Origin of the sequence: Acinetobacter sp. ASP199 (assembly GCF_022700675.1) — a bacterium.
Taxonomy (GTDB): Bacteria; Pseudomonadota; Gammaproteobacteria; order Pseudomonadales; family Moraxellaceae; genus Acinetobacter.
Genome location: NZ_CP062182.1, coordinates 630,825 through 644,958, shown reverse-complemented (window position 1 = coordinate 644,958; position 14,134 = coordinate 630,825). Strand labels below are relative to the sequence as shown.

The window sequence follows — 14,134 nt, the reverse complement described above, 5'->3', positions numbered from 1 at the left end:
CATGAAAAAGAATGGTTTTACCATACTAGAACTTCTCGTAGGCTTAGTCGTTGCCATGCTCTGCATGATCATGATGCTGATGACCTTTAAACAGATTTCTAAAGTCAGTTTAGAGTCATCTTTAGATGCAGAATATGACACTCAAGTTCAATTAGGCATGCTTGTCCTACAAAAAGTCATTCAGAATGCAGGCTATGGTTCGGGTAATGCTGCTGATATCGCTGTTAATGCCGACAACAATACTTTGTATTTACGTTTCACCCCGGATCTTAGCTCACCAAATGTAATTACGTGCCAAGCATTAGTATACGAGAATGATCTAGCAAATAAAGAATATAAACTTTATTTAGTGACAAATAATAATTGCCGAAAATCAGTTGATGGAATTTATGAAGCGTATTCAAACATTGCTGCTAATGAAGTTTGGGATCATTCGACAAATACGAAAAGTCCACTTATTAGTATAAGAAATAAAGAGATCACTTTATCTACACCAGCTGTATTTACATTTAATCTTCAAAGTATACCAGGTGGTAAAAAATGTACCCCTTATGGCATTAGTAAAGACAACCCATCTGGTACTAAGTCTGTGACAATTAAAGCCCAAGGGCAATATATTACCGAAAAGCAAATTCAATCCTTGATTTGTTTGAATAATATTTAATGCTAATTAACCTGAATGTGAGGATGAGCAATGCATACATTTAAAAAACAACAAGGCATGGCAACGATTCTTTTGGTATTGCTCATTGGAATCACAGTCATGTTAATTACAGCATCTGTTGCACGAGCTTTAATAACTAAAAAAGAAGCTGCAACTGCAGCCCATGCACAAACCAATGCACAAATTCTAGGTTGGGCGGGTGTGAGTGCTTTTAGGGAATTTCTGGTTCAAATTGGGGGAAATTCTTTTGAAGGCTTAAATATCTTAAAAGCGCCTAATTATAAAAAGACTTTAACTGATGCCAATGGCAATAACGTTACTGCTAAAAATATTATTGTCACAGGCTGTGAAACTGCAACTGCAGCCTGTTCTGTAACAGCTGACATTTCTGCAAACAGTACAAATTCAAAAGCGGCCACTACTATCAGAGTTGTTTACAATCTTACCTTAACGCAAGGTACGGTGGCTGTCAGTACCATTAATTTTGGCGGAAAAACTGTTTTCTCTGGTTTAACAACCATTAAAGGGGAGAGTCCAAACTCTAAGGTAACTTTAAATGTTGATGGTGACCTCACGTTAAATCTTTTATTTAAAACTGAAAATCTTTCTGAATTAAACATTAATGCGACTGGTGATGTTTATATTGATTGTGGCCACCAAAACTGTGGTGATGCCATTATTAACGTAAAAAGCAAGGGTAAAGTCACACTTTTAACAGGTAAGAATTTTGGCAATATTGAAGCACTTGGCCCTGTATTAGTTGAAACGGGCGCGAAAGCCCAAAATATTAAATCTAATAGCGAAGTGAAAGTTATTAGCGGAGCAGAAGTTCAAAACATTGAAACTATGGGTGACGTGACATTAAGCACAGGACAAGCACAGAATATCAAAGCTCATGGTTCAGTGAGTTTATCCTCCTCGACCGCTAGTAATATTGAATCTAGGGCCTCGGTGACTTTAACCTCCTCTACTGCTAGCAATGTAACTTCTAATGGAAATGTTATTTTATGGACAGGAAGTAGCACCAAAGATATCACTGCAAAAAATAAAGTAGAAATTCACACTAACACTCAAGCTGGCAATATTAAAGCGGGGGGAGAGGTATCAGTAGCTGGTATTAATTCAATAGCTAAAAATATTGAAAGTATGGGTGAAGTGAAATTAAGCACAGGAGGCAAAGCACAGAATATCAAAGCTCATGGTTCAGTGAGTTTATCCTCCTCGACCGCTAGTAATATTGAATCTAGGGCCTCGGTGACCTTAGATACAAACTCTACTGCTAGCAATGTAACTTCTAATGGAAATGTTATTTTATGGACAGGAAGTAGCACCAAAGATATCACTGCAAAAAATAAAGTAGAAATTCACACTAACACTCAAGCTGGCAATATTAAAGCAGGGGGAAATGTCTTAGTGACGGGTGCTGGTGCACGAGCGGATAACATCGAGAGTCTAGGCGAAGTCGAACTTTCGATTGCAGGAGCAAAAGCACTTGATATCTATGCTAATAAAGTTGTATTGGCAGTTACCGTTTCTGCAAACAATGTATATTCAGTTACAAACATCGTAAATGAAATAAATACAACTACTTCTGTTTCAAACAGAGCCGAAAGTATCAATCGTAATAGTAGTATTGCTACAACAAAATTAGCTGATCTACAAAATTATCTTGCTTCTATTAATCCAACAGTTGTTATAAACAATATTAATATTAATATTAATGAGGTTATTTTAGATCTCATTTTTAATAATAATGTAGATGTAAGAGTATATAAAAATGATGCTAATTATATCTTCACTTCAAATGGTGGGTTTGACCGTGTTTTTCTGAACCACTTAAAAAATAAACACAATACCATTACTTATATGTATAAAAACAATAGCCAATATGCTATTGAAACGGATGGAACCGAATCACTTATTAATTCCGAAGGTTTTTCAATTGGAGATTACACTCTCAATGGCAAAACCTATACTGGTGCTATCTGTCTCACTGTAGTTGAAGGTAAATGTACAAGTGAAATTATTGGTTATCTACCTCGTATTAGTGTAAGTAAAACATTAGGTATCGATGATGATTATAGTTATGGTAAGGTACTAAATAGATGGCGCGTTCGCTCTATTTCAGACCCATCTACAATTGATAATGCAACACTTGCACCAGGAATTATGTATTTTGAAGGGTCACTCGAGTTTGCAGGTGGTACGACATGGCGTTCAGATAGTTTGACAAATGCGTACACAAACAGTTTCTTAGCTGAAGGTGAAATTTGGTCAATTGCCTTCTCTCCACGCATATATGCACCTCATGAAGTCATTCGTGAAGGAGCTGATAAAGTTTCTCTGATTTGTAATCGTCGATTGAAACATGCGAATAACAATACAGATCTTAACATTGCAAATACCTCGCCTACTACATTATCGGATCGATATTTAATACCGACTAATTTATGTAAGAGCGACGACGAATTCCTACATGATATGAGTAAAAATGAAGATGGAACTCCCAAAAAAGTTATAATAGATGGGAAAGAAATGAATAAATTAGATTTAGGTAATATTGCTTTTATGGCTAATGAACAGATTCATATGGGAGCATGTACACGTATTTATGGTGATGTTTTTAGTCGTAAAGGTATTACTACTTCAGCCGGTTGTGGATTTACAGAAAATAAAAACCAAATTGTAGGCTCTATTAATACTCAAGGCGAAGGAAAAAATGGAAATACAATCAATAACCATGTTTTAGGTGGATCAACTTTTGTCCTTCCATCTCAAAATACAGGTGGTGTTGGTAGTGGCAGTGGCTCTAGTGCAGGTACTGGATTAAAGGTACAAAATTTAGATATTAAATGGTCTAGATATTTATAAATCACTAAAAAAAGCCAATCAATTAATATTTGATTGGCTTTTTTTACAAGTACAAATTTAGATTTGGATAATATTTTATCTTCTAACTCATTTTCTCTTTATCATTTAATGTCTTGTCTTATATAGACAACAAACCTAAAAAAACGTATAACACCGTTTTTCTCATTCACAGGTGAACACGTTGAAACTTGTTCTTGCACCCATGGAAGGCTTAACTGACCCGATTATGCGTGATGTGCTGACATCCGTCGGGAGCTTTGACTGGTGTGTGACCGAGTTTATTCGTGTCACGGATTCGGTACTACCCGATCATATCTACCATACCTACTGCCCTGAACTATTGAATGACGGTAAAACTGCAGCAGGGACACCCGTACATGTACAATTTTTAGGAAACAATCCTGAAATGTTGGCTGCAAATGCAGTCAAAGCTGCTGCACTAGGCGCACCTGCCATTGATATGAACTTTGGCTGTCCAGCCAAAACAGTGAATCGACACCGTGGTGGCTCTGTTTTACTTGATGAACCTGAAGTGGTGTATGAACTGGTTAAAGCGGTGCGCGATGCCGTTCCTGCTCATATTCCAGTTTCCGCCAAAATGCGTCTAGGCTATATGGATCGGAACTTCATGCTAGAAAATGCGCATGCCATTGAAGATGCAGGCGCAGCATGGGTTACAGTGCATGCACGTACCAAAGCCGATGGCTATACCCCTCCTGCATTTTGGGATCAGCTACGCCCTATTCGTGAAGCATTGAAGATTAATGTCATTGCCAATGGTGAAATTTGGAACAATGCCGATGCCAAACAATGCCAGTTAGAATCGGGCTGTGAAGATTTGATGATTGGCCGCGGTGCAGTCACCACTCCAGATTTGACCCAATGTATCCGTAAAAATAGTGATGATCCCCTGATTAGCTGGAATGAGCTGCTCGGCCTGCAAATCCGTTTCCTGAATGGTTCGTATAAAAAAGAAATGAATATGGTGGGACGTTACAAGCAGTGGCTCGGGATGATGTCTAAACATTATCCTGAAGCGAAAGCGCTGTGGGATGAAGTGAAACGGGTCAAACCACTGGAAGAAATTACTGAAAAGCTCAAAGCTGCTCAGCATTAAGCTAATAATCCCTGAGCTTTTCAGGTTTTTTTATTTGACCTGTTTGCGCTGCTTTAAGCCCTCTACATGCTGGCGATTGGTCTGCCGAGATTTCTCCAGCATGACATTCTCAAGATGCAGCTGAATCCGTTTAAGTTTGGTTTCGGAAATTACTGGTTCCTGAAAGCTTTTCACATAATCGGTCCAGCTAGCGCTACGGAAAACATTGGCTGGCATCGCGGTCTTAAACTCAGCTTCTGGCATAAACACCACCAGTGAATGAATATATTCCGGACTTAAAATATCTGCCAGAATCTGTTCTAGCACTTTGACGTGTTTATAGTTCTGATGCAGTGGATTTTGAAATTTATAGCTCTGTTTATAAAGTTTTTGAGTCCACATTTTTTGACGTTCACCACCAAAAATCCAGCCTTTATAGTTTTTGGTCTCAATCACAAATAGCCCAAATGGGCTTAATAGCAAATGATCAATCTGGGTTGTCGTCCCTTGCCCATCCTCAAAGGTCAGGTCATTCAGCAAGATATAATGCGGCTGTTGAAGATAGAGTTTGACATGCACAGCAACGGCAAACTCACCGAATTTCCCCTTAAGATAAGGCTTAAACAGCTTGAATAAAGCGGCGAAGGAAAATAAAAGCAACAGCCACCAGAAATTTTCAATGACTGGGGCAAGCACTGGATTCATTTTAACTGGTCAGATTTTTATTAAGATAGAATATATCTTACTTATTTTTTCAATATTTAACAGGATTTCCTTACGTTCCAGCCCACCAGCAAAACCGACCAAAGTGCCATTGCTACCAATCACACGATGGCATGGAGCAATAATCGAAATCGGATTGCGACCATTGGCAGCACCCACGGCGCGAACTGCTTTCGGATGACCAATTTCCAGGGCAATGTCACGATAGGTTCGAGTTTCTCCATAAGGAATATTCAGTAAAGCCTGCCAGACACTTTTCTGAAATGGTGTACCGACAAAGTCTAACGGCACATCGAAACAGCTACGCGTACCAGCAAAATATTGCTCTAACTGGTTTTTGGCCCTAACCAGAATAGGATGCTCAGGATCTTCCACCAAAGTTGCCAGCTTGACCCGGTTCGGCTTTTCACAATCCCAGAGCACCGCAACCAGCGCCTCGGTACTTGCCACTAATTGCAATTGGCCTACGGGTGAATCCATATAGATATAGCTTAAGTTCATGTCTTCACCCTGTTGCATTGCCATGGAATTATTATTTTAACGCAATGATCAAAAGGAGGCTCATATAAATAAATACTGAAACACTTACGTTCTGGTGCCCTATACAAACTTTAAGAAGATGACAGCTTCATCAACACCAGACCGGAAATAATCAAGACAGCCGCCAGCATGCGCATGGCACTCGCGGGTTCTCCCAAAATAAAAATCCCAATCAGAAAAGAACCCACTGCACCAATTCCGGTCCAGATGGTATAGGCGGTGCCTAGAGGTAGCGTACGCATTGCGTAAGCCAACAGCGCAAAACTTAGGAACATGAAAAAAATAGTAATAATGCTTGGGGTCAGCTTGCTGAAACCTTCCGATAGCTTCATCGAGTAAGCCCATACCACCTCAAAAAGACCTGCCAGTATAAGTAAAAACCAGGCCATATGCCCTCCTTCATAAATTAAGAAGTCAGGCCGTCCTGACGATTTTTCCTGAGCAAAAGCAATATTTTGCATCAAGGGAGGTCGTTCCTCCTAAAACTGTGAGATTGTATAAAATCACTTGTAAAAATACAGCGCAAATTACAAAAGATGACTGTATGAGATGCAACTTAACTCAGCTTAACTCAAGCACCCAAGACACCCTTCCGAAAAATGGCTACTTTAGACACACAGTTGAGAACAAAGCGGAGTTCTCACTCACTTTAAAAATGACAACAAAGTGCTCAAGCACTGCTCCAAAACAACAAGTTTGTCCACATCAAACAATTAAGTTATGCACATGAATTAAATTTAAAATTGTTCGGAGAAGTTACACAATGAAACACGAATTTAAAATAAGTTGATCACTTTTTATAAAGCTTGATTTATAAGCATCGGTGAATAAAACACCAGAATTTGTAAGTCTTTCAAAATAGAAAAAGAACCCAAATTGAGTTCTTTTTATACATATTTTGTATAATGCTTAAACAACCAAGCTACAATTGATTACAATTTATGCTGGATATCCATAGGGTTACCCACATAGATATCCATATACTTATCCATAAAGTTATCCACAGTTTGCTGTGAATAACATAAAATTCCGATCAGACAGTGACTTGTCCCACTTTCGCCAGTTCTGCACGCATTTCATCAATTACAGCTTTATAATCCGGCTTACCGAAGATCGCTGAACCTGCCACAAACATATCCGCACCTGCTTCTGCAATTTCACGGATATTGGCTGGTCCTACACCACCATCTACTTCCAGACGGATATCACGACCAGAAGCATCAATAATCTTACGTGCCTGACGTAATTTATCCAAAGTCAACGGAATGAATTTCTGACCACCAAAGCCCGGGTTTACACTCATTAACAGGATCTGATCTACTTTATCCAGTACATAATCAAGGTAATGCAAAGGTGTTGCCGGGTTAAACACCAGACCTGCCTGAGCACCGCCAGATTTAATCAGCTGTAAAGAACGGTCAATATGATCCGATGCTTCCGGGTGGAAAGTAATAATGTCTGCACCTGCTTCAAGGAAATCACCAATCATGCGATCGACCGGTTTTACCATCAGATGCACATCAATCGGTGCCTTAATACCATATTTTTTCAATGCTTTACATACGCCAGCCCCAAAAGTCAGGTTGGGTACATAGTGGTTGTCCATGACATCAAAATGAACAACATCAGCACCTGCTGCCAGTACATTTTCAACTTCTTCACCAAGACGGGCGAAGTCAGCAGACAAAATAGAAGGTGCAATTAAATACGGCTTGGACATGGAAGAACCTGGCTGAATATGAGATGAATACCGTATTATAACAAATTGTCCGCGTGGCTGCGCCTGTTCCGCATTGCCTTAACTGATACTTCCCTCTTCTCTAAACGATCAATGTTTGGTGACAATTGCAATATAAAAATAAAAGCCACGCTAAGCGTGGCTGTCTTGTTATAAAGCATGATGATGACAATCAGTCTGAGTGGCTGGATTCAAATGCTTTTACCGCCTTAATCCGGTCCTGTGTCGCAGGATGGCTGCTAAAGAAATCCCATACTGAGCTTTCAGTCTCTTTATCTTCACCACTATCTTTAGCCAAACGTTCCAGGAAATTGGCAAAATGAATGGTGGGGATGTGCTGAGCCTGCATTGCATTTAAAGCATAGTCATCCGCTTCAGCCTCAAAATTACGCGAATAGCTGGCACCGACCATCGCCACCGGTAAATTGGTCAACAGGTCTGAACCATCACCAGTAATCATGATTAAAATTACGCTAAAACCTAAACTGGAAAGTGCCTGTTGCAGGCTATGCCGCTGTACCAGATGGCCCTGTTCATGGGCTAGTACACCAATAATTTCCCGGTCATCCTGAGCTAGTGCGACCAGCTCATCCGTCAGGATAATCGTATTGTTTGGAATCGCCAGTGCATTGGCACCAATCGCTCCACCTTGACGGAATACTACTTTTGCCGGCTGATCTCCTGCGACCAGCTGCTGATATTGCGCTACTATCGCCTGCTGACGTGCCTTTGGCAATTTGCTGTCATCAGTCATTTTCAAGACATAACTTTCGGCTTCATCCCCCATACGTGTCAAAGTATTAGCAGGCAGATGATGAGCCACATGATAGGAAGCTGCTGGAATACCCCATTTAATCGTCGCAAAACCTAAAGCCAGTACAAAGATGATACTAAACAAAATTAGAGCTGGCGCGCGTTCCAGCTTCCAGATCGAATGCTGTACTCCCTTGTGCTGCAGATTAAACCAGTCCGGTAATTCAGCAGAAAACTCCAGACGGGCATCGTCTTTCATTTCTACCACAGGCTGAATTTTCCCCAGTGCTCCAATCAGCTGCATGTCTGCATACAGATAACGTCGCTGCTGTGCATAAGCTTCACCATAACGAATCAGCACTGATTGATCATCAATAGCAAAAACCTGTGCCGGTTGCGGTTTTGAGATAATGCCATCATAGAAAATAGCATCTGTCATCTGAGCAGACATACTTTTCTCCTGTTATAACGACACATCAATATCGAAGATGTCACTGATCTCTTCTGCCAGCGCACTATGATCCTGCTGTGCTCTGTTCATCATCATGTCTGGATCATTATGTAAATTCAGGGTTAATGATTCCACCTGATAACGATATAGACGAATCGCTGCCCATGGTGTAAGCAAACCTAAACTCAGAATACGTGCAATCCAGTTAGTCACCAGAATCCAAGTATAGTGCCATTGGGTACACTCAGTCTTGAACTGGCTACGACTGATAGAGGTATTGTTCCAGGTGGTAATAAAAATCCGGGCCTGCATCAGGGGGAAAATGATGAAAAAACCAAAGAAATAAATCGCTACAATCCAGCCGACTAGCGAGCTTAAAACTCCAGGATTGCCAAGATTGGTAAAACTGGAACCGATGCCAAAGATCATCACCGCAACCAGAAAACCCATGAAAATGAACACTGGAACATACATGGCCTTCATGTAATCGCCCCATGTGGCATTGAGCTTGAATTTCAATTGGCCTGCATAGAGATGATCAAAGCAATAACGTTTATATAGCCAGACCAGCACAGGGAAAAAGATCCCTAGGGTCAGGATATAAATCAGGATCGCTTTGATAAAGGTCCAGTAAGCTTCTTTATTGGTGCCGCCAAAGTAAAACCGCGCATTGCCAAATTTACTGTTGCGGGCGTTAAAACGTAATGTTGCCCGAATCAGCCAAGGCACTGCCAGATAAAGAATCAGCAAGCCGACCAGTGTCGCTGTAGTAGACAGGTTTGAAGCAATCGAGATGGTAAAATATAGCCCCAGCGCAATCAGACGCCCCATCAAAATTTTGGTAGGCACCCCGGTAAAGTCGAAACGGCGTCGTACAAATTCAGTATTGCCATAAAAATAACGCAGACGGCGCACCTTGGCCCAAGGTGAATACAATCCTAAAGTGACTATCGTCAGCAGGATGTTCACAATCCAGATCCCGAAATATTCACTGGCTGTACCATGAAAGTGGAAACGCTGTAATCCGCCTACACGTACAGGTCTCACTTCCGGCGTGGCCGGGATATCAGGTGGAAATGGTGGAATGACTGGAGGAATTATTGATGCGTCTATATCGCTGGTATTCTGCATAAAGTGCCTTGTTTTTATTATATAAATCTCTGCAAGCATAGCTCATGATCAGGCATGGATGCCAGTAATTTTACATCCATGCCATGAGTCATTTGCTTTCTGATTATAGCTAAAATCAGTTTTCTAGCTGTACTGCATGGAACTGCAAATGCTCATCGACAAAGCTTTGGATAAAGTAATAACCGTGATCATAGCCCTGATGTTCACGCAGGGTCAGCTTTTGTCCCGCCGCATCACAAGCCTGCTGGAATAAGGCAGGATTCAGCTGGCTATAGAACTGATCATTAAAGCCTTGATCAATCAGGATATCCGGATAAAGTGCACCTTTGGCTTTTACCAGTTCAGTCGCATCATGTTTGGCCCATTCTGCACTGTCTTCACCCAAGTAATTTGAAAAGGCCTTTTCACCCCATGGGCACTGGCTTGGGGCACAGATTGGCGCGAAGGCAGAAACAGAGACAAATTTTTCTGGATATTTAAATGCCAAAGTTAATGCACCATGCCCTCCCATCGAATGTCCAAAAATACCGATTTTGCCCGGCTGAATCTCAAACTCTTCATTCACTAATGGATAAAGCTCATTCATGATGAAGCTTTCCATCTGGAAGTGTTCAGCCCAAGGAGACTGCGTTGCATTGATATAGAAACCGGCACCCTGTCCGATGTCCCAGTTGTCTCCTTCAGCTACCCCCTCACCACGTGGCGAGGTATCTGGTGTAATCAGGATTAAGCCTAGCTGTGCTGCCAAACGCTGCGCATGCGCTTTAATCGCAAAGGTTTCTTCAGTACAGGTTAGACCTGCCAAATAGAATAACGCTGGACAGCTTTGTCCTGCCAAGGCTTGAGGCGGCAAAAAGATACCAAAGCGTGCCGGTTTTTTCAGCACTTTAGAATCAAAGCGATAGATGCGCTGTTCACCTTCAAAACTTCTATTATTCTGTAGCAGTTCCATCATGATTCCTTTTTCTATTTTCTAAAGTCATTGATCCGTTTAGGGTGTCAAAGCGACTGACCGGGAAGTTGAAACTGTTGTCGCTGGCGGGAAAAGACGTTGTTCAAGCTGAGGTAACATCAATTCCATATTCTTACCGATGACCCACTGCGGTTCCGACGGTTCAAAACCTTGTGCACTTTCCCACTTCGCTACCGTCTGGCGGGCTTGTTCAAAAGCTTCCTTGAAGCTGTCTTGCTCACGCATCGCTTCATCAAAGAAAGCACGGCCAAAGTAGGTATAGTCAGCTTCATTGGAACAGCCAAAAGACTGGCGATCTGCTGCTGAAGCGGTGATCACCAAGGTATTTTCATTTTGTAGCGCAGAGACAAAACTACCGGAATAACAGGCAGAAATCACAATGACCCGCCAGCGGATACCGGCTGCATCCAGCGTGTCACGCAGCCATTTTGGATCGACCTGCGCCAGATCTAGCGGCGCATTTTCCATTTCAAACACATTTGGCAAACCATGCGAGGTCATGTACAGAAATAGCACATCACTTTCACGATTCATCTGCTGACCAATACGGCGCAAAGCCAGCTCCATACTGGTTTTTGAAGCAATTGGCATTTCGGTGCGAGCCGCTGGATGGTTGACCAAAGCAATCGAACGACCAAAGGTTCCAAAACGGGTATCAAACTGCTCTTTGATCCGTTCAATTTCTGAATAGAACACATCTTGATAACTTGCACCTGCCACACCCAGGAAATACCAGTGCGACTGGGCAAACTCACCATATTCAATAGCATCCAGTGCTTTATTCAGTAAATTAGGTTGCGCATAGAAAGCATCTTCAGCAAAGCTTGGCGGTACCTCTTCTACTTTCCAGATCGGTTGGTCCTTTACAGAAATCTGCCAAACGACCAAGGTAAACAGGGTTGCCAGCATAATTAGTGCCCGTTCCCACCACGGCCATTTCAGCTCACGTGAGAATACCCAGACCACAGCCAGACTTTGCCAGACAAATAGCATCACAAATAAGGTCGGGATATAGTCATACAGGATGTACGGCAGATAGTCGAGATCGCCCAGATACTGTATCAGACACTGGAACAGCATGATGTGCGTATCCAGTACCAGCCAGAGCAAGGCCGGCACCAGCATCAAACGCGGATTATTGATCCGCTGTGACAGAAAAATCCCGACAATCAGGGCAATAAAAGGCCAGAGTGCGTAGCTAATCAGGCCTTGGGAGTTAAATTCCCCAATCCGGCCTGAACTGAGCCAGCTGAACAGGCTGTTGGCACAACCGCCCAGAATGCCCCAGAACACCAGTTGAAGAATGGAGGGACGTACCATTTGCAGGGAACGCCTCGACCCCAGAAACAACCATATTCCGGCAATTTGATTGCTCTTAAAATCGTGCCAAAAATTAATGGATGGTTTGAAGTCGATCATAGGATTTCGGGGAGATCAAGTGGCTCGCTAATTCGCAGAATAAGTTTATGCTTGATAGGACTTTTATCAATGCTATTTTTAACTATATAACAAATCCTTGGCGAATTTTGAAGCAATTATCTTATTCAGCTACAAGATCATGCTGAAAATACGCATCAAAGCGACAAGCATCCCCTTGCCATTGATGATCGGGTGCTTTATCAGCCAGAAAAACGGCAAGACGTGGACGTTTCACCACCACCCGTTTAGCAATTTTCTGGGCCAGTTCCAGCAGGTTATCACCGAGGTCCATTTCACCATCTTCGGGCAAGAGCATATGCAATAGCTGCATCTGTTTTTTAACCTGTGCCTGTTTCTTAAGTGCCTGCTGATTCTGGTCACGCTGCGGGAACATCGGATCCAGATAAACGACATCCACCACGGCGTTTTCTGCTGCCTGCTGGATTAAATAGTCAGCAGAATCAGAGAAGATCAGATGAATACGCGATACAACCGGATTCAGGAAAGCATCATTCTGTGCACGTGCATGAGTATCTTCCAGCAAGGTAAACAGAATCGGATGACGTTCGACCAGAGTGACATACGCTCCAAGATGTGCCATCAACAGGCTGTCATGACCAAGACCGGCAGTCGCATCAATCAGGGTCGGCTTTTCACCCAGGTTGCAAGCACGTGCAATCATTTCCGACTTCAGTGAAGCACGTTTTAAACGCCCCACTTCCGCTTTCCAGTCCGGTTGCATTTTCATGCCATTGGCACACAGCCATAAACCGTCCGCGTCTACACACAGTGCCAGTTCAGGATTCAGACGAAAGAAACGCGCATTGAGTTTTTCCACGGTTTCAATCTGAACCTGTACAGCACGAGAACAAAGCACAGCCTCAAAGTGCTGTGCTTTCTCGATATATGCAGCCTCGGTGTATAAGCGAATCTCGCTTACCATAATGTCCAGCCTGTGTATGCAAACAATAAAATGAGCAGTCCCGATACAATACGGTACCAGGCAAAAATCATGAAATCACGCTTCGCGACATAAGCGACTAACGCACGGATCAATAACAATGCTGAAATAAAGGACACTAAAAGACCAACAGTGAGTACCACCCAGTCCTGAGTCCCAGTAAACACGTCATAGCTCTGGTACAGGTCTAACAGGCCCGCACCGACAATTACCGGGATACCCAGAAAGAAGGAAAACTCAGTCGCTGCCTTACGTGATACACCGAGGAACATCGCACCAATAATGGTGGCACCAGAACGTGAAGTACCTGGAATCAGCGATAAGACCTGAATCAGACCAATCCAGATAGCATCTTTAATGGTCAGGTCTTCAACTTCTTGGGCACGGACTTGAGGTGGATTCTTTTCGATCCAGATGATGATCAGACCACCAACAATCAAGCCAATCGCAATCGCAATATTGTTGAATAACAATTCTTTTACAGTCTGACCAAGAGTCAGCCCGATAAGTACGATTGGAATCGAAGCCAGAATCAAACCAATACCGAGACGGCGTCCTTGTGGCTCACCGCTGACAATCCCGGTGGCGGCTCCCCACAGACGTTTCCAGTATTCATAAATTACTGCTGCAATTGCCCCCATCTGGATGGCAACCACGAAAACGTCACTCTTTTCCTTGGTCCAGAAGTTCATCCATTCTGAAGCCAGAATTAAATGCCCTGTACTGGAAATTGGTAAGAACTCAGTAATACCCTCAACAATACCCATGATTGCCGCTTTCAGCAGCAGTAAGAAATCCATGCTTAATCCTGATT

At 42.4% G+C, this 14,134-nt stretch carries 13 protein-coding genes; 3 read left to right on the top strand and 10 right to left on the bottom strand.

The features are described from left to right. Position 1: 1 nt before the first annotated feature. The 3 genes from IHE35_RS03005 to IHE35_RS02995 all read left to right on the top strand — a co-directional run bounded on the left by IHE35_RS03005 (position 2) and on the right by IHE35_RS02995 (position 4,652). A complete protein-coding gene (locus tag IHE35_RS03005) occupies positions 2-664 on the top strand; it encodes a prepilin-type N-terminal cleavage/methylation domain-containing protein (protein WP_242789250.1) in 663 nt (220 codons plus the stop codon). Between the two features lie 30 nt (positions 665-694). Next, positions 695-3,535, top strand: coding sequence for a hypothetical protein (locus tag IHE35_RS03000; RefSeq protein ID WP_242789249.1), 2,841 nt, complete (start codon positions 695-697; stop codon positions 3,533-3,535). Positions 3,536-3,716: 181 nt separating this feature from the next. Next, positions 3,717-4,652, top strand: a complete 936-nt coding sequence (locus IHE35_RS02995; RefSeq protein ID WP_242789248.1) for a tRNA-dihydrouridine synthase — start codon at positions 3,717-3,719, stop codon at positions 4,650-4,652. 30 nt (positions 4,653-4,682) lie between these two features. Here IHE35_RS02995 and IHE35_RS02990 read toward each other — a convergent pair whose 3' ends face one another. The 10 genes from IHE35_RS02990 to IHE35_RS02945 form a co-directional block, all read right to left on the bottom strand. Further along, positions 4,683-5,336, bottom strand: coding sequence for a nuclease-related domain-containing protein (locus tag IHE35_RS02990; protein WP_242789247.1), 654 nt, complete (start codon positions 5,334-5,336; stop codon positions 4,683-4,685). A gap of 9 nt (positions 5,337-5,345) precedes the next feature. Then, positions 5,346-5,855 carry a methylated-DNA--[protein]-cysteine S-methyltransferase gene (locus tag IHE35_RS02985; RefSeq protein ID WP_242789940.1) on the bottom strand — a complete coding sequence of 170 codons (510 nt, stop codon included), beginning with the start codon at positions 5,853-5,855 and terminating at the stop codon, positions 5,346-5,348. Between the two features lie 110 nt (positions 5,856-5,965). Beyond that, positions 5,966-6,283: a quaternary ammonium compound efflux SMR transporter SugE gene (sugE, locus tag IHE35_RS02980; RefSeq protein WP_242789939.1), complete on the bottom strand. Its 318-nt coding sequence runs from the start codon at positions 6,281-6,283 to the stop codon at positions 5,966-5,968. Between the two features lie 644 nt (positions 6,284-6,927). Further along, positions 6,928-7,614, bottom strand: a complete 687-nt coding sequence (rpe, locus tag IHE35_RS02975) for a ribulose-phosphate 3-epimerase (protein WP_242789246.1) — start codon at positions 7,612-7,614, stop codon at positions 6,928-6,930. Between the two features lie 190 nt (positions 7,615-7,804). After that, entirely contained in the window at positions 7,805-8,836 is a 1,032-nt protein-coding gene (locus IHE35_RS02970; RefSeq protein ID WP_242789245.1) for a M48 family metallopeptidase, read from the bottom strand. Between the two features lie 12 nt (positions 8,837-8,848). Continuing rightward, complete coding sequence (locus IHE35_RS02965; protein ID WP_242789244.1) at positions 8,849-9,967, bottom strand: YjgN family protein; 1,119 nt, start codon at positions 9,965-9,967, stop codon at positions 8,849-8,851. A gap of 115 nt (positions 9,968-10,082) precedes the next feature. Next, the gene (fghA, locus tag IHE35_RS02960; RefSeq protein WP_242789938.1) at positions 10,083-10,919 is read right to left on the bottom strand and encodes an S-formylglutathione hydrolase; all 837 of its coding nucleotides are present in this window, start codon (positions 10,917-10,919) and stop codon (positions 10,083-10,085) included. 39 nt (positions 10,920-10,958) lie between these two features. Then, positions 10,959-12,359 carry a C13 family peptidase gene (locus tag IHE35_RS02955; RefSeq protein WP_242789243.1) on the bottom strand — a complete coding sequence of 467 codons (1,401 nt, stop codon included), beginning with the start codon at positions 12,357-12,359 and terminating at the stop codon, positions 10,959-10,961. 121 nt (positions 12,360-12,480) lie between these two features. Beyond that, the gene (locus IHE35_RS02950; RefSeq protein ID WP_242789242.1) at positions 12,481-13,302 is read right to left on the bottom strand and encodes a class I SAM-dependent methyltransferase; all 822 of its coding nucleotides are present in this window, start codon (positions 13,300-13,302) and stop codon (positions 12,481-12,483) included. Continuing rightward, entirely contained in the window at positions 13,296-14,120 is an 825-nt protein-coding gene (locus IHE35_RS02945; RefSeq protein ID WP_242789241.1) for an undecaprenyl-diphosphate phosphatase, read from the bottom strand. The genes IHE35_RS02950 and IHE35_RS02945 overlap by 7 nt, the downstream gene beginning before the upstream one ends. Positions 14,121-14,134 lie beyond the last annotated feature (14 nt).